The sequence below is a fragment of the Chromohalobacter sp. HP20-39 genome (assembly GCF_033052815.1).
In the GTDB taxonomy this organism is placed as follows: Bacteria; Pseudomonadota; Gammaproteobacteria; order Pseudomonadales; family Halomonadaceae; genus Chromohalobacter.
The window spans coordinates 186,820-202,261 of sequence record NZ_JAWHTP010000001.1 but is presented as its reverse complement, the minus strand read 5'-3'; the positions used below and the strand labels follow the sequence as shown (position 1 = coordinate 202,261).

13 protein-coding genes are annotated in these 15,442 nt (G+C 61.1%); 7 read left to right on the top strand and 6 right to left on the bottom strand.

What is annotated here, in order from left to right:
* Nucleotides 1–34: 34 nt before the first annotated feature.
* A complete protein-coding gene (gene lpxL, locus RVY79_RS00940) occupies nucleotides 35–955 on the top strand; it encodes an LpxL/LpxP family Kdo(2)-lipid IV(A) lauroyl/palmitoleoyl acyltransferase (RefSeq protein WP_317462164.1) in 921 nt (306 codons plus the stop codon).
* A gap of 8 nt (nucleotides 956–963) precedes the next feature.
* On the opposite strand, the gene RVY79_RS00935 is transcribed toward lpxL, so the two are convergent.
* The 4 genes from RVY79_RS00935 to RVY79_RS00920 all read right to left on the bottom strand — a co-directional run bounded on the left by RVY79_RS00935 (nucleotide 964) and on the right by RVY79_RS00920 (nucleotide 6,227).
* On the bottom strand, nucleotides 964–2,331 hold the full coding sequence (locus RVY79_RS00935) for a DUF2254 domain-containing protein (RefSeq protein WP_317462163.1): 1,368 nt from the start codon (nucleotides 2,329–2,331) through the stop codon (nucleotides 964–966).
* Between the two features lie 250 nt (nucleotides 2,332–2,581).
* Nucleotides 2,582–4,243: an energy-dependent translational throttle protein EttA gene (gene ettA / locus RVY79_RS00930; protein ID WP_317462162.1), complete on the bottom strand. Its 1,662-nt coding sequence runs from the start codon at nucleotides 4,241–4,243 to the stop codon at nucleotides 2,582–2,584.
* 127 nt (nucleotides 4,244–4,370) lie between these two features.
* Nucleotides 4,371–4,805 carry a PAS domain S-box protein gene (locus tag RVY79_RS00925; RefSeq protein WP_317462161.1) on the bottom strand — a complete coding sequence of 145 codons (435 nt, stop codon included), beginning with the start codon at nucleotides 4,803–4,805 and terminating at the stop codon, nucleotides 4,371–4,373.
* Between the two features lie 105 nt (nucleotides 4,806–4,910).
* Nucleotides 4,911–6,227 carry an MFS transporter gene (locus RVY79_RS00920; protein WP_317462160.1) on the bottom strand — a complete coding sequence of 439 codons (1,317 nt, stop codon included), beginning with the start codon at nucleotides 6,225–6,227 and terminating at the stop codon, nucleotides 4,911–4,913.
* A 126-nt stretch (nucleotides 6,228–6,353) separates the two neighbouring features.
* Here RVY79_RS00920 and RVY79_RS00915 point away from each other — a divergent pair, with 126 nt between their 5' ends.
* On the top strand, nucleotides 6,354–6,626 hold the full coding sequence (locus RVY79_RS00915; protein ID WP_317462652.1) for a SelT/SelW/SelH family protein: 273 nt from the start codon (nucleotides 6,354–6,356) through the stop codon (nucleotides 6,624–6,626).
* Between the two features lie 4 nt (nucleotides 6,627–6,630).
* On the opposite strand, the gene RVY79_RS00910 is transcribed toward RVY79_RS00915, so the two are convergent.
* The gene (locus RVY79_RS00910; protein WP_317462159.1) at nucleotides 6,631–7,605 is read right to left on the bottom strand and encodes a zinc transporter ZntB; all 975 of its coding nucleotides are present in this window, start codon (nucleotides 7,603–7,605) and stop codon (nucleotides 6,631–6,633) included.
* Nucleotides 7,606–7,777: 172 nt separating this feature from the next.
* Between RVY79_RS00910 and RVY79_RS00905 the strand changes: the two genes are divergently transcribed.
* Nucleotides 7,778–8,668 carry a DMT family transporter gene (locus RVY79_RS00905; RefSeq protein ID WP_317462158.1) on the top strand — a complete coding sequence of 297 codons (891 nt, stop codon included), beginning with the start codon at nucleotides 7,778–7,780 and terminating at the stop codon, nucleotides 8,666–8,668.
* A 76-nt stretch (nucleotides 8,669–8,744) separates the two neighbouring features.
* On the opposite strand, the gene RVY79_RS00900 is transcribed toward RVY79_RS00905, so the two are convergent.
* On the bottom strand, nucleotides 8,745–9,359 hold the full coding sequence (locus RVY79_RS00900; RefSeq protein ID WP_317462651.1) for an arylesterase: 615 nt from the start codon (nucleotides 9,357–9,359) through the stop codon (nucleotides 8,745–8,747).
* Nucleotides 9,360–9,435: 76 nt separating this feature from the next.
* Between RVY79_RS00900 and RVY79_RS00895 the strand changes: the two genes are divergently transcribed.
* From RVY79_RS00895 to glyA, 4 genes are all read left to right on the top strand, one after another.
* Nucleotides 9,436–10,155: an ABC transporter ATP-binding protein gene (locus RVY79_RS00895; protein ID WP_317462157.1), complete on the top strand. Its 720-nt coding sequence runs from the start codon at nucleotides 9,436–9,438 to the stop codon at nucleotides 10,153–10,155.
* Nucleotides 10,152–12,680 carry an ABC transporter permease gene (locus tag RVY79_RS00890; protein ID WP_317462156.1) on the top strand — a complete coding sequence of 843 codons (2,529 nt, stop codon included), beginning with the start codon at nucleotides 10,152–10,154 and terminating at the stop codon, nucleotides 12,678–12,680. The genes RVY79_RS00895 and RVY79_RS00890 overlap by 4 nt, the downstream gene beginning before the upstream one ends.
* A 54-nt stretch (nucleotides 12,681–12,734) precedes the next feature.
* Complete coding sequence (locus RVY79_RS00885) at nucleotides 12,735–13,757, top strand: sensor domain-containing diguanylate cyclase (protein ID WP_317462155.1); 1,023 nt, start codon at nucleotides 12,735–12,737, stop codon at nucleotides 13,755–13,757.
* 415 nt (nucleotides 13,758–14,172) lie between these two features.
* Nucleotides 14,173–15,435, top strand: coding sequence for a serine hydroxymethyltransferase (gene glyA / locus RVY79_RS00880; RefSeq protein WP_317462154.1), 1,263 nt, complete (start codon nucleotides 14,173–14,175; stop codon nucleotides 15,433–15,435).
* Nucleotides 15,436–15,442 lie beyond the last annotated feature (7 nt).

Here is a 15,442-nt window from a genome sequence, read left to right as displayed (position 1 = left end):
ACAATGAGCGGCGTTTCGATGCCCCGAGAGAGATATGGCCAAGCACGTATTTCCCGACAGTTTCTTTCACCCACGCTATTGGCCCACCTGGCTGGCCATCGGTGCCATGTACCTCGGTGCCTGGCTGCCCTGGCGTCTCAAGATGGCGGCAGGACGTGTCATCGGGTTGAGCGTCTGGCGTTTCGCGCGCAGTCGACGGCGTATTACCGAGACCAACCTGGCGCTGTGCTTTCCCGAATTGAGCGAGGAGGCGCGGGCTCGGCTGGTACGCGACACCTTCATCGCCAACGGCAAGGGGATTCTCGAGACCGCCACCGGCTGGTGTCGTAATCCTCAGCATTTGCGCCACCGGGTGACCTTCACGGGTGAAGAGCATATGACGCAGGCCTTGGCGCAGGGCAAGGGGGCGCTGATCGTCGGGGTCCACTTCTCGACGCTCGATCTCGGCGGCGCGCTGCATTCGCTGTTCTTCCCTGCGGACGTCGTCTACCGGGCGCATGACAACCCCTTGTTCGAGCGCTTCATGACACGTGCACGACGGCGTATCTTCGGTCGCGCCATCGATCGTCACGATCTGCGCGGCGTGGTGCGTCGCATCAAGGAGGGCCACGCCGTGTGGTATTCGCCGGACCAGGACTTCGGGCGCGATGCTAGCGTCTTCGCGCCCTTTTTCGGCGTCGAGGCCGCCACGCTCAAGTTGACCGCCAAGATTGCGCGCATGACAGGGGCGCCGGTGATGCCGCTGATCTTTCATCGCAATCCCGATGACGAGACCTATACGATGGAGTATCTGCCCGCACTGGAAGACTTTCCTTCGGGCGACGATGTCGCCGACGCCACGCGGATCAACGACCTCATCGAAGACGCCATTCGCCGTCATCCCGAGCAGTATCTATGGCTGCATCGGCGCTTCAAGACGCGTCCGCGTGGAGAGGCCTCTCTGTATCCCAAGTGAGCGGTCGCTCATTCGCGGCCGGGGACGTTGATGGCGTCGGTGGGTGGCATTGCTTGAGAGAAGTCGCATGGCAGCTTTAAACGATGTTCACCGGCTTGCATGCGCTGGGCAATGAAATGCTGGTCCAGCGTATGCTTGGACGCTGTCTCAAGTGTCTCGACTACGCGGTCGGCGTGCGCTTGGATGACCGCCAGTGTCTCTTTATCGGCAAATAGCGAAAGCGTTTTCAAGGCTTTGAGCAGGGCCAGCATTATGCTGATGTCGTCGCGACCGTAATGCAGGATCGGCGTAAAAAGCCGGTAAAGTAGGCTGTCAAAGTCGTGTGTCTTCCAGCTCACTCTAAGGGCCCCATGCTCATCGGTCACGGCGTTGCTGGGGGCGAGCGTTAGTCGCCTGCATAGCAGTTCCGTCAGTTGATGTAGACACAGGCGGGCGGTGCCGGGGTCATTGATACCCGGTGAAAGCGCCTTGACGGCGATCTCCATCAATTGTGTCAGACCATTGATATAGAGGTCTTTCACCGACTCCCCCTGCACATAGATCAGTGTTTCTAGCACTGCGTCCTCGAACGCCTCGCCGGGTTCGTCGACGGTATCGATTGTAAAAAGAGGCAAGCCGACGACGGTGTAGTCGCCGAACATGAAGTTGAGATGAATGACCATGCCGTGCTCTTTGGCGAGCCGCGCCAGCGTTTCTAGTTGAACGTACTGGACATACCCACTTTGTCGACCATAGATCACATGGCCGTTGGTCGGTACGTCAATGTGGGCGTATCGCCGCCAGTGCTCTCGCTGCTGCAGGGTAGCCAAGTGTTGCATCGACTCGCGAGTGGACTTGTGCAGGCCTTGGAGGATGGCGTTGATCTGCACTGACTGGGAAGAGTTGTGGATGAAGTAGACGAACAGACCCAGGCAATGGATGACCATCAACACCCCCAGATACCCTCCCAGTGAGCGCCATAGGCTGGGCGTATTGCCTTCGAAAGGCACCATCAACAGAATCAGAATAAAGAGAATGGTGCCCAAGTAGTGGCCGAGTACCCGTTGATGATGGCTTTCCGTGATCAGGCCGAAGACCAATTTGTGTGAAAAGTTGCCGCCCGCCTGGGAAAGCACCGTCATGACCATCGAGAAACTGAATACCACCATTGAGATCATCCCGGCGATCAGCGTCGATAGCAGTGCTCGAGCCGTCTCGGGATCCTTGAAGTCGAGATGGCCGAGTATCGCGGGTAGGGCGGAGGCGGGCACTCGCGGCACGACGGCGATCAAGCCCAAGATAAAGTAGATCAGTGCCAGCAGGCAGGGGAGAAAAGCGATACTCTGTCGAACACGGTTGAACAGCTGGTACGGCCAGGTGATAACGGCAGCCATCATGTCATCCCTCAAGAGTCATAAGTTCTATCGTGTCCAGTCTTCGCCTTTCACGTCTTCCCTGTCTTGGCCTGAAGCACTCGATGAGCGGGTGGTGAGGCTAGGCAGCGCTGGTAGTAATGACGTGTCCGGGGCGTCAGTCCACGGTTCGTGCCGATTATTATGCGGCCTGGGCAGGGGGTGTGCGTCGTCCAGAGCGTAAAAGGCCCCGCTGTATTACACAACGGGGCCTTTGTGCTGCCACGCATTAGGGTCAGGCGTCGATGCGCTTGTACTTCATGCGCTTGGGCGTGTCGCTACCCACGCGTTGGCGATAGTCTTCTTCGTACTCGCTGTAGTTGCCCTCGAAAAACGTCACGCTGGAATCCCCTTCGTAGGCGAGAATATGCGTAGCGATACGGTCGAGGAACCAGCGGTCGTGCGAGATGACCAGCGCGCAGCCGGGGAAGGCGAGCAGCGCTTCTTCAAGCGCGCGCAGCGTCTCGATGTCGAGATCGTTGGAGGGTTCGTCCAGCAGCAGGACGTTGGCGCCTTGCTTGAGGGTCTGTGCCAGTTGCAAGCGACCGCGTTCGCCCCCCGAGAGCTCCGAGAGTCGCTTCTGCTGATCATTGCCCTTGAAGTTGAAGCGTCCCACGTAGGCGCGTGAGGACATCTCATAGCCATTGATGCTGATCATGTCCTGACCGCCGGATACTGCTTCCCATACGGTCTGCTTATCGTCGAGATGATCGCGCAACTGCTCCACGTAAGCGATGTCCACGGTTTCGCCGATGACGACCTCGCCGCTGTCGGGTTGTTCCATGCCGGCGATCAGCTTGAACAGCGTGGACTTGCCGGCGCCGTTGCCGCCGACGATGCCCACGATGGCGCCCTTGGGTAGCTGGAACGATAGATTTTCGAACAGCAGCTTGTCATCGAAGCGCTTGGCCACGTCGTGGAACTCGATGACCTTGTCGCCGAGACGCGGCCCGGGCGGAATATAGATCTCGTTGGTCTCGTTGCGCTTCTGGAAATCGCCCGATTGCATTTCTTCGAAGCGGTTCAGACGCGCCTTGCTCTTGGCCTGGCGTCCCTTGGCATTACTGCGGACCCACTCGAGCTCCTGCTTGATCGCCTTGTTCTTGGAAGCCTCCTGCTTGGCTTCCTGCTCGAGGCGTTTTTCCTTCGATTCTAGCCACTGCGAGTAGTTGCCCTCGAAGGGGATACCCTGGCCACGGTCCAGCTCGAGAATCCAGCCGGCGACGTTATCGAGGAAATAGCGGTCGTGGGTGATCGCCACCACAGTCCCACTGTAGTCGTGTAGATAGCGTTCCAGCCAGGCCACCGATTCGGCGTCGAGGTGGTTGGTCGGCTCGTCAAGCAGCAGCATGTCGGGGCTCGAAAGCAGAAGGCGACACAATGCCACGCGGCGACGCTCACCCCCGGAGAGGTTGCCGACCTTGGCGTCCCAGGGCGGCAGGCGCAAGGCCTCGGCAGCAACTTCAAGCTTGCGCTCGATGTTGTGCGCGTCGGCAGCCTCGATCAGGTCCTCGAGGCGTGCCTGTTCGGCGGCCAAGGCATCGAAGTCGGCATCCGGCTCGGCATAGGCGACATACACCGCCTCGAGTTGTGCCTGAGCGTCGGTGATCTCGCTCAAGGCTTCCTCGACGGTCTCGCGGACGTTCTTTTCGTCGTCGAGTTCGGGTTCCTGTGGCAGGTAACCGATATTGATGCCCGGCATGGGACGCGCTTCGCCGTTATATTCCTTGTCCACTCCGGCCATGATCCGCAGCAGCGTGGACTTGCCCGCGCCGTTGAGGCCGAGCACGCCGATCTTTGCGCCAGGGAAAAAGGAAAGCGAAATGTCCTTGAGGATTTCATGTTTGGGTGGGACGGTCTTGCCCACCCGATTCATGGTATAGACGTATTGCGCCATGGAATTCCGGTTTGGTTGAGAAGTGAATCATGAGTGACGATGATAGAGGGGGCGTAGCGTAAAGGCTAGCGTGATGGAGTAGCCCTTACTCTCAGCGAGTACCCGTCCTCGCGTCTGCAAACGCGCCTCAGATTTGATCATGCCGGGCGCGCAGGCGCTCGAGCTCCTGCATTGCCTCGACACGTTCGGTGACGTCCTTCTGCACGCCGACGAAGTAGGTTAGTTGATCCTCGTCGTCGTAGACAGGCGTGACCGACAGTTCATTCCAGAACATCGCTCCGTCCTTGCGATAGTTGCGCAGAACCTCCCGGCAAGGCTTGCCCTCGCGGATCGCCTGGCGGATGTTATCCAACTGAGGCTGGTCGCGATCGTCGTTCTGGAGGAAACGGCAGTCGCGGTAGAGAATCTCATCGGCACTGTAACCGGTGAGGCGTTCGAAGCCCTGGTTGGCGTAGATCAGGATGGTTTCGTCGCCTTCTTGTTCGGCCACCACGATGCCATCGTCTGACGCATTGACGATACGTTCGAGTAGCGCCGGGCTGATCATGGGAGGTCGTTTCATCTCTCTCGCGTTCCTTTGCCTTTCGTTGTCATGAGCCGTTCGTGCGAGGCAGTCGTATATTCATCATGGCCATGCCGGGACCGGATTTCAACGCGCTGCAAGGCGTCACGTCTCGACTTCCGGCAAACGCTGGCTGGCTGCCGTCGCGCCAATTGCGCATAGCGCCAGTACGAGCAATAGCCCACCGCTGCCTATGAAGTGTGCGACGGCACCCAGTAGCCCGCCTACCAGCAACATGAGAATGCCGGTGAAGGTATTGGAGAGCGCGACATACAAGGCACGCTTGTCGCTTCCCGCCATGTCGACCACGTAAGTCTTGCGGCCCAACCGAACACCGGCATGGGCGATGACGAGCAGTGCGTATACCAGTGCGTATGGCCATATGCTATTGCTCCATGCGTCGGGCAGCCAGGCGATCAATGCCGCCGCCGCGCAGCACAACGCGGCAATCGCGGCGCTGTTGCGCATCACCTTGCGGCTGGAACGATCGGCCAGCTTACCCCAGATAGGACTGGCCAGCATGCCTGCCAATCCTGAGACCAGGATCATGATGCCCAGACCGCCGAGGTTGGAGCCGCTTTGTTGCTGTCCCAGCAGGGCGATATAGGGCAACGCCAGGGCGCTGGAAAGCAGCAGCGCCCGCGCCAGGTTGAAGTGCAGGAAGTGGCGGTCGGTTCGCAGCAGGTGCAGGCCTTCGCCGAGACTGCTCCAGACATTCTGGCCGCCCTCGGTGGCGCCGGGCTCTTCCTTGATGCGTGATGCACAGAGAGCATTAAGTGCCCAGCCGAGCGTGGCGATGAGCAACAGGATTGCCAGCGCGATCTGCCCTGGGCGGTCGCCGAATAACATCAGCACCGCGCCTACTGCCAGCGTGATGGCGCCCGCGGCGCTACCGCTCCATCCCATGAGCGTGCCACGGCGTTGCTTGGCTATCGTCTTACCCAGCACGTCCTTGGTGGCAATCGACGATAGCCCCCGGCCGAGCGACAGCACCACCAAGGCCGCAAGGACGATGGCGCCGCCCCAGAAACCCTGGCCAAACAGCGCCATGATGGCCATGACCAGCGCCGCGAGCGCTTGCACGATGCCGCCGGTGACCCACACCCCCTTGCGAATCGCCTTGAGGCGAATGTAGCCGGCGACGAACACTTGCGGAAGCAAGGCGCCGGCCTCTCGGATCGGGACCAGAAAGCCTACCATCCACACCGGCGCGCCGAGGGCGCCCAATAACCATGGCAAGACCAGGCGGGCGCTGGAGAGCTCATCGGCGAGCTTGTTGCCCAGCGAGGCCAGTAAGTGGCGCAGGAAGTTGCCGGGCTGCTCATGGCAGGCGGCGTCGGGAATGTCCTTGCATAGCCGGCCATCTTCGTCGCCGGTCAAGCGCTCGTAGAGTCGCGTCAAGGAAGAGGCGCGATCACCCATGCGTTTTGTCCTTACGTTGTGCCTTTACGTTATGTCCTTGCTGACTGGGCGCGGTTGCCAGGCTTGTTCGAGGGGCGCGGCCACCGCATCATGGCCGCCTTATCCACCGACGGAGGCACGCTCGCCATGTCCTGCATTCGCATCCATTATTGCACGCAATGTCACTGGTTGTTACGGGCCGGGTGGTATGCACAGGAACTACTGCAGACCTTCGGTGAAGATCTCGAGCAGGTTGCGCTGGCGCCCAGCCACGGTGGCCATTTCGAAATTATCTACGATGGCGACGACGTGGTCTGGGAGCGCAAGCGCGACGGCGGTTTCCCCGATATAAAATGGCTCAAGCAGCAGGTACGTGACCGGCTCGATCCCCAGCGAGATTTGGGGCATACCGACCGATAACGCGTTACCACCAATGCTTGCGCTTGAGCAGCCACATCACGCCCAGCCCCACCGCCAGGGTGATGGTGATGAAGACGGCGAAACCGTAGGGGCTATCGGCGCCGGGAATGCCACCTACGTTGATGCCCAGTAGCCCGGTCAAGAAGCTCAAGGGCAGGAAGACAGTGGTGACGATGGCTAGCATGTACATGCGCTGGTTGAGCTGCTCGTTGTGCTCGCTCCAGATCTGCTCCTGGAGGATCAGCGCGCGCTCCTGCATGGCGCTGAAATCCTCGACGTAGCGCGAGAGCTGGTTGGCGTTCTCGCGCAATGAGACCTGGGTCGTCTCATCGAGCCACTGAGGGCTCTGGGCAAGCTGCGAGAGGCAGTCGCGCTGCGGCCCCATGAAGCGCCTCAGGGTAATGAAGGGGCGGCGCAGCCGGGTGAGATCATCGGCGTCGACATCGCCCTTGGCGAGTTGCAATTCCTCGAGCTCGCCGAGGGCGTTATCGAGTTGGTGGGAATAGTCGCCGACCTGATCCACTAGCGCCTCGACCAGCCAGGCGAGGAGGTCGGGTACCGACAGCGCGCCTTCGCCGGCATCCAGGCGTTCTCGGACATCGCTGGCGGCCTTCAGTGGGCGGCGACGCAGCGTAATCATGCGCTTGGGTGTCATCCACACGCGCAGCGAGATCATGTCGTCCATGGCGGCGCCGGGGTTGTGGTTGACGCCGCGCAGCGTGGTGACGACGCCGCGCCCGAACTTGGCCACACGTGGACGCGTGTCTTCCTCGAGCAATGCTTCGACGACTGTCTCGTCGAGCTCGGCCAAGTCGTTGAGATAGGTCTCGACGTCGTCGTGACGGAAGTCGAGATGCATCCATATCGGCGCACCGTCGTCGGCCCAGGCAGACTGCAAAGCGCGCCGGCTCAGTAATTCTCCACCCCCCTGACCGTTCAATCGGTAGGCGGCCACTAGCGCGGTGTCCATGTCACTCATCGGGGTCTCCTTGTCGACGATTCGCTTTGCAGGGTATGCATGCGTTAAATAGTCATCGCTGATATGCGTAAAATCAACCGGATAAGCATTCTGGGGACGTCGCTTTGGTCATGCGAACGCATTAGGCTGGGCTTTATTACGTACCGAGAAACATGTATTTGCAGGGAGGCGCATGACAGGGGATCGTCGAGCAATCGCATGTGGGCTGGTGGCGGTGGGGCTATGGTCGACCGTGGCCACGGCTTTCAAGCTGGCCTTGGAGACGATGCGTCCTGTCGAGCTGATATGGCTGGCGGTACTGGTGTCCTGGGCGTTGATCGGGGGATTGGTCATTGCCCAGGGGCATGCCCGCGAGGCGCTCACCCATGGTTGGCGTACCGCATTATGGGCGGGCCTGATGAATCCCGTGGCCTATTATCTGGTGTTGTTCGCCGCCTACGACCGTCTACCGGGGCAGGAGGCGATGGCGCTCAATTACACCTGGGCGCTGACCATGGCATTGCTGGCCGTACCACTGCTCAAGCAACGCCTGACATTGATGGATATCGTCGCGGGGCTCGTTGCCTATGCCGGCGTGTGGACGATCGCCACACGCGGCGATGTGTGGCAAATAGCGTTTGCCGATGGCTTGGGTGTTGCCCTGGCGCTGGTATCAACGCTGATCTGGGCGTTGTACTGGCTCTTCAATGCTCGTGATGCGCGTGCACCGCTGGTCGCCCAGTGGCAGAACTTCAGTGTCGGGATCCCTGTGTTGACGGCAATCGTGTGGTTCGGACCGGGCTTTGAATGGCATGGCTGGTTGTCGCTGGGCGCAGGCATCTATGTCGGCTTGTTCGAAATGGGCATTGCGTTCGTCTTCTGGCAACTTGCGGTTCACCAGGTATCGCGCACCGCCAAGGTCGCCAATCTGATCTTCCTGTCGCCGCCCATCTCGCTGTTTCTGCTGCATTGGGTGGTTGGCGAACCCATCCTGATCTCCACGCTGGTGGGGTTGGTGCTGATTCTCGCCGGGTTGGCGCTGCAACAGTTTCAGAAGGCGCCGGCGTCAGTAGCGGAAAAGTAAACTCTGCTGAATAAAGTGACCAACGAATCAGCTCGATAAAATTTAGTCCCATTATAGTCCGCAAACAACGTGACGATTACGGCTTATCGGTATTGGCGGCATCGTCGGGTAGCAGGTTTTTCAGTTCGGGCCACACATTGTCGAGAATGATCGGCTGTGCCTCGGCGGTGGGATGGATGCCGTCGTCCTGCATCATGGCGTCTTGCAGGGCGACACCGTCGAGAATGAAGGGCACAAGCGGAATAGCGTATTCTTCACTGAGCTGCCGGAAGACACCGCGAAAGGCATCCGTGTAGGCCGCGCCGTAATTGGGCGGTATTTCGATGCCTAGCAGCAGTACGCGTGCGCCGGCGGCCTGGCTTTTTTCGATCATGTCACTCAAGTTGAGCTTCATCTGTTGCGGTGAAAGCCCCCGCAGGCCATCGTTACCGCCTAGTTCGAGCAGCACGATGTCCGGTGCGTGACGCTCGAGTAGTGCCGGCAGGCGCGCCGCACCGCTCGAGGTGGTGTCGCCGCTGATGCTGGCATTGATCACTTGGTGTTGACTGCCTAGGCGTTGTCGAAGCAAGTTGACCCAGCCGGCGTCGCGCTCGATACCGTGGGCTGCGCTCAGACTGTCGCCGACCACCAGGAGGGTGGCGGCCCGGGCATTCACCGCATGTCCTGCAGCGAAGCACAACACGGCGACCATCAGGACCTGGAGGCAGCCCCGTGTCCATGATTGGCGCACTCTTGGCCAGCTTCCCAATACGAAGGAATTCTCACGCATGGTCGACGACTCCCTGAATGACTCGAAGGTTTCCATTCTACACGCAGCACAGGTGTCACAGCGCGTGCGCAGTGGTGAGCGTGTACTGACGATTCTCGATGACTTGGCGCTGGACGTCCATGCTGGCGAAAGCGTGGCCATTCTGGGTAGTTCGGGGTCGGGGAAATCGACCCTGCTGGGCTTGCTGGCGGGGCTGGATACGCCCAGTGAAGGCGAGATTCAGTTGTTTGGCGAGTCGTTGAGCGCCTTGGATGAAGATGGCCGGGCGCGGCTGCGTGCGGGGCAAGTCGGTTTCGTGTTTCAGAACTTTCAACTCCTGCCCACCCTGACGGCGTTGGAAAACGTCCTGCTACCCCGGGAGCTTTCGCCATCGGGCGATGACGAGCAGCGCGCGCGCAACTGGTTGACGCGGGTTGGGCTCGGCGAGCGGCTCGGCCATTTGCCCAAGCAGCTTTCCGGCGGCGAGCAGCAACGCGTGGCGGTGGCACGTGCCTTCGTCAGCCATCCCCGGCTGGTCTTCGCTGATGAACCCACCGGTAACCTCGACCGCGCCACGGGAGCACATATCATCGACTTGCTGTTCGAACTCAACCGGGAAATGGGTACCACCTTGGTGCTGGTCACGCACGATCATGCCTTGGCGCGCCGCTGCGGGCGTTGCCTGCGCCTTGAAGAAGGGCGCCTGCAGGCCATGAGCCATGATGAGGTGGCCTCGTGAAGGCTCTGTCGCTATCGCTCAAGGGGTTGTGGCGCGATCTTCGTGCCGCCGATGTGCGGGCGCTTTTCGTAGCGTTGGCCCTGGCGGTGGCGGCCTCGACGATGATCGGTTTCTTCCTGGATCGCCTCGACCGGGGGCTGACCCGCCAGGCCGGGCAGTTGATGGGCGGCGATCTGGTGCTCGAACAAAGCGATCCTTTCTCCGAGGAACTCCGCCAGACGCTGCGCGATGCCGGGCTGACGCTCTCGCAGCAGGTCGATCTGATCTCGATGGCGAGTCGTGATAATGCCTTCCAACCGGTCAGTCTCAAGGTCGTTGACGCCGCTTATCCGTTATATGGGCAGGTACGTGTCGCGCGTGGCGAGGGCACCGAGACGCTGGACCATGGCCCTGCACCCGGCAGTGTGTGGGTAGCACCGCGGCTGGCTCGACTGATGGAATTCGAACTCGGCGACGTGCTGCGCATCGGCAAGAGCACACTCACCGTGAGCGGCCTGATCGAGCGCGAGCCGGATCAGAGCGCCGGGTTCTCGGCCTTCAACCCACGGGTGATGATGCACCGCGACGATCTGGCGGCCACCGACCTGGTGCAGCCCGGCTCGCGGCTCGAATACGAGTTGTTGGCCAAGGGCCCGCCCGACGCCGTGGCGCGCGTGCAGTCGCGTCTGGAGCGACTCCGCGACAACGGTGTCGAGGTGCGCGATGTACGCGAGGATCGCCCCCGGCTGGGTGGCGCGTTGGATCGCGCGCAGCGCTACCTGAGTTTGTCGGGGCTGGCGGCAGTGTTACTGGCGGGCGTGGCGGTGGCCATGGCTACGCGCCGCTATGTCGACCGACACCTCGACACGGCGGCGTTGTTGCGCTGTTTCGGTGCTTCCCAACGCCAACTGGCGACACTGTTCGCCCTGCAGCTCGCCTGGCTGGCGTTGGCAGCGGCGGTGGTGGGGGCGCTATTGGGCCTGCTGGGACAGGCTGGTTTGCTGATGATTCTGACGAATTTTCTGCCGCTCGAGCTGCCGCCGCCGGGGCCGCTGCCGTTATTGATGGGGGTGCTCACTGCGCTGGCAGTGCTCATCGGCTTTGCCGGCCCCACCTTGTTGCGTCTCAAGCGGGTGAGCGCACTCAAGGTGCTGCGACGAGAACTCGACCCCGTGCCCATGGCCGGCTGGGCCGTGGTGGCCATCGCTAGTGGGGTTTTTGGTGCTTTGCTGTGGTTGTATTCGGGGGATTTCACGCTCTCGCTGGGGCTTTTGGTCGGCGGCGAACTGGCGCTGGCGGCGCTGTGGTTATTAGGCCACGGGCTGCTCTCGGTCTTGATGCGATTGGTGCGAGGTGCCGCCGGCGAGCGTCGCCACGGCGCGCGGCACGCGTGGCGCCTCGGCGCGCGGCAATTGGCACGGCGCCGACATGCCAGCCTGGGGCAGTTGCTGGCCTTTTCGGTCACCTTTGCGGCCATGGCGATTATCGCCCTGGTGCGTGGCGATCTGGTGAGCGCCTGGGAAGCTCAATTGCCCGAGAATACCCCCAACTACTTCGCCATCAACATCCAGCCTGATGAACGCGAAGGCTTTCGCGAGATCGTCGAGGATGCCAGTGACACGCGCAGCGACCTGTATCCTATAGTGCGCGGACGACTTGTCACCCTCAATGGCAAGCCCGCCGGTGCAACGGTGCCGGCGGGTCAAGAAGCGCCGGATGAGTTACGCCGAGAGCTCAATCTGACCTGGCGCGATACTCTGCCCGAGGGCAATCGCATCGTCGCCGGTGAGTGGTTCGATGCGGACACACCCGCTGCCGATGGTCAACCGGCGCCGATTTCCATGGAGCAGGGGCTGGCCGAGCGCCTGAACGTGTCACTGGGCGACGTACTGGGGTTCGATATCGGCAGCGAGCACGTTTCAGGGCGCGTCACCAGTTTGCGCAGCCTCGACTGGGAAAGTTTCCGGCCCAATTTCTTCGTGATTTTCCCACCGGGGGTGCTTGAGCGCTTCAGCCACAGCTATATCACCTCGTTTCATCTGGAGGGTGACCGTCAGGCGACCATCGGCAAACTGGTCTCGCGCTACCCCGGTGTCTCGCTGCTTAATGTCGATGCCATTCTCGAGCAAGTCCGCGAATTGCTGGTACAAGTGACGCGTGCCATCGAACTGGTACTGGTTTTCGTGTTGCTGGCGGGGATCAGCGTGCTCTACGCCGCGCTTACCGCGAGCCGTCCGATGCGTGCTCATGAAAGCGCGTTACTGCGGGTGTTCGGCGCCGGCGACCGGATGATCGCACGGATTCAAGGTGCTGAGTTCGCGCTGCTGGGCATCGCCAGTGGCTTGTTGGGGGCGTTGCTGGCGGAGTCTGCGGCGCTGGGTGTCTACCTGATGTGGTTCGACTTGCCGCCGCGACTGCATTGGCCGCTATGGGTCGTGATGCCCGTGAGCGGTGGGCTGCTCATCGGTGGCATAGGCCATCTGCTGACACGCCAGGTACGTCGTCAGGCACCCATGGAAAGCCTGCGACTGTTGGGGGAAACTTGAATGCGTTGCAGGCACCGCCGTTACATCACCACAACGTGAACCCGGAGCCATACGATGATGAGCCAACGTCCCATTCCCGAGTCGCTTCTGGCACGTCTCGACAACGCGCCTGGTGATCCCGAACGGCTGGAAGAAGTGATTAGACCCCTGCTGACGCTGTTGGTCGAGATCACGGGGCTCGAGTCGGCCTACTTCACGCTCGTCGATGAAGCGCAAGGCGTGCAGAGCGTGCTCTATGCCCGCAACACGCGGGACCTGTGCATTCCTGAAGGGCTCAGCGTGGCGTGGGAGGACACTCTGTGTCGACGTGCGCTGAATTCGGGGCGTACGTATACGCAAGACGTTGCCAATTGTTGGGGGGATTCTCAAGCCGCGCAAGCGCTGGGCATACAAACCTACCTCAGTGAACCGGTCAAACGCATCGGCGGCCAGCTCTTGGGCACTCTGTGTGTGGCAAGCAAAGCCTCACAACACGTCGCCGACGAGGCACGTCACTACGTGGCGATCTTCGCCACCTTCATCGGCAAGTATCTCGAAAGTGAAGCCTTGCTGGATCTCTTGCTCAACGAAAACCTGCGTCTCAGCGAACAAGCCTTTACCGATCCGTTGACGGGTATCGCCAACCGGCGTGCCATCGACCAGGCTTTGGCGACGCAGCTGGCACACGCCGAGCATCGCCATGGCGTGCTGCACGTGGCTTTCATCGATCTGGATGGCTTCAAGGAAATCAATGACGAGTACGGTCACGATGCCGGCGATCGTTTTCTGATTCAGATCGCGATGTTGCTGAGCGGGCACTGCGACGCCAGCGATATCGTGGGACGTTACGGCGGTGACGAATTCGTGGTGATACGCCCTGTCGGCGCGGACGACGACCTGGAGGCCCAGCGTGAGGCATTCAGGCAACACCTGATGCACTTGACGTGCGGGACCTTTGAGCTTGAAGGCGCCACTTTCGAGTATATCGGCGCCAGTGTCGGAGTGATTACCACTGCGCTCGGCGAAACCGATGTGCAGGCAGTCCTGCGCCAGTCGGACGATGCCATGTACCGCTGCAAGCAAGCGCGCCGCGAATGACGCACGAGATCGAGGACACGGCCTGCGAGGCAAAATACGCAAGAAGCCCCGCCAACGATCGCTTGATCGTGCGGCGGGAAAGGCCAAACTTGCAGGGCATTGTCGGTGGGCATCCATACCCGTTGCATTCCTTAGACTCGACGACGAACTGCCGACGAGCCGTGCCACTGTAGCGTTCAAAGGCGAGGCGCAGAAGATGAGTTCACTCATCGCCGCGTGCGGTTTTGCTCATCGCGCGCGTGCTTGAGTGCCTCTAAAACGACCATGAGAAATCCTGCAGCGACCCATGATCCCCTTTCATATGAAAGGCGTTGCGGGCTGCGCTATCATGGCGCCCTGGTAGCCCGACGCACTACCCGTTGACCCCATGCGGCTTGCGCCGCTTAGACCTTCCGTGATTCGAGGACTCTCGCCGATGTTCACCCGTGACATGCAGATTGCCGGTTTCGATGATGCCCTGTGGGACGCCATGCAGCAGGAGGTGGGCCGTCAGGAAGCGCACATCGAGCTGATCGCCTCCGAAAACTATGCTAGCCCGCGCGTCATGCAGGCGCAGGGCACGCAGCTGACCAACAAGTACGCGGAAGGCTATCCCGGCAAGCGTTATTACGGCGGTTGCGAGCATGTCGATGTCGTCGAGCAGATGGCCATCGACTACGCCAAGGAGCTATTCGACGCGACCTACGCTAACGTTCAGCCGCATTCCGGCTCCCAGGCCAATGGCGCGGTGTTCCAGGCGTTGATCAAGCCCGGCGACACCGTGCTGGGCATGAGTCTCGATGCCGGCGGCCACCTGACCCACGGTGCCAAGCCGAACTTCTCCGGCAAGCATTACAACGCCGTGCAGTATGGCCTCGACGACAACGGCTTGATCGATTACGACCAGGTCGCCCGTCTGGCACGTGAGCACCAGCCGAAGATGATCATTGCCGGTTTCTCCGCCTATTCGCAGATCATCGACTGGGCCAAGTTCCGCGAAATCGCCGACGAGGTGGGCGCCTACTTGCTGGTCGACATGGCCCACATCGCCGGCTTGGTCGCGGCGGGCGTCTACCCCAGCCCCTTGCCCCATGCGCATGTGGTCACCACCACCACGCACAAGACTCTGCGCGGCCCGCGCGGAGGGTTGATTCTCTCTGCTGAAAACGACGCCGAGATCGAGAAAAAGTTTCAGTCCGCCGTCTTCCCCGGTAGCCAGGGCGGCCCGCTGATGCACGTCATCGCCGCCAAGGCGATCTGCTTCAAGGAAGCGATGGAGCCCGACTTCAAGGCCTACCAGCAGCAGGTGGTCGTCAACGCCAAAGCCATGGCCGGTGTGTTCATCGAGCGCGGCTATGACGTCGTGTCCGGCGGCACCGAGGATCATCTCTTCCTGCTCTCGCTGGTCAAGCAGGGCCTGACCGGCAAGGATGCCGATGCCGCGTTGGGTCGTGCACATATCACCGTCAACAAGAACGCCGTGCCGGGCGATCCGCAGAGCCCGTTCGTCACCTCCGGGCTGCGTATCGGCACGCCGGCAGTGACCACCCGAGGCTTCGGTGAGGCCGAATGCGCTGACCTCGCCGGCTGGATCTGCGACATCCTCGACGCCATGCAGCAGGGCGATGCCAGCCAGGCCGAAGCCGACGTCAAGGCCAAGGTCGAAGCCGTCTGCGCGCGGTTGCCGGTGTATCGCTAAGCGTGTG

Bases quoted from the DNA above. Each gene is read 5' to 3' on its own strand.
- lpxL (WP_317462164.1), top strand. From the start codon at position 35: ATGGCCAAGCACGTATTTCCCGACAGTTTCTTTCACCCACGCTATTGG.
- RVY79_RS00935 (WP_317462163.1), bottom strand. From the start codon at position 2,331: ATGATGGCTGCCGTTATCACCTGGCCGTACCAGCTGTTCAACCGTGTT.
- ettA (WP_317462162.1), bottom strand. From the start codon at position 4,243: ATGGCGCAATACGTCTATACCATGAATCGGGTGGGCAAGACCGTCCCA.
- RVY79_RS00925 (WP_317462161.1), bottom strand. From the start codon at position 4,805: ATGAAACGACCTCCCATGATCAGCCCGGCGCTACTCGAACGTATCGTC.
- RVY79_RS00920 (WP_317462160.1), bottom strand. From the start codon at position 6,227: ATGGGTGATCGCGCCTCTTCCTTGACGCGACTCTACGAGCGCTTGACC.
- RVY79_RS00915 (WP_317462652.1), top strand. From the start codon at position 6,354: ATGTCCTGCATTCGCATCCATTATTGCACGCAATGTCACTGGTTGTTA.
- RVY79_RS00910 (WP_317462159.1), bottom strand. From the start codon at position 7,605: ATGAGTGACATGGACACCGCGCTAGTGGCCGCCTACCGATTGAACGGT.
- RVY79_RS00905 (WP_317462158.1), top strand. From the start codon at position 7,778: ATGACAGGGGATCGTCGAGCAATCGCATGTGGGCTGGTGGCGGTGGGG.
- RVY79_RS00900 (WP_317462651.1), bottom strand. From the start codon at position 9,359: ATGGTCGCCGTGTTGTGCTTCGCTGCAGGACATGCGGTGAATGCCCGG.
- RVY79_RS00895 (WP_317462157.1), top strand. From the start codon at position 9,436: ATGGTCGACGACTCCCTGAATGACTCGAAGGTTTCCATTCTACACGCA.
- RVY79_RS00885 (WP_317462155.1), top strand. From the start codon at position 12,735: ATGATGAGCCAACGTCCCATTCCCGAGTCGCTTCTGGCACGTCTCGAC.
- glyA (WP_317462154.1), top strand. From the start codon at position 14,173: ATGTTCACCCGTGACATGCAGATTGCCGGTTTCGATGATGCCCTGTGG.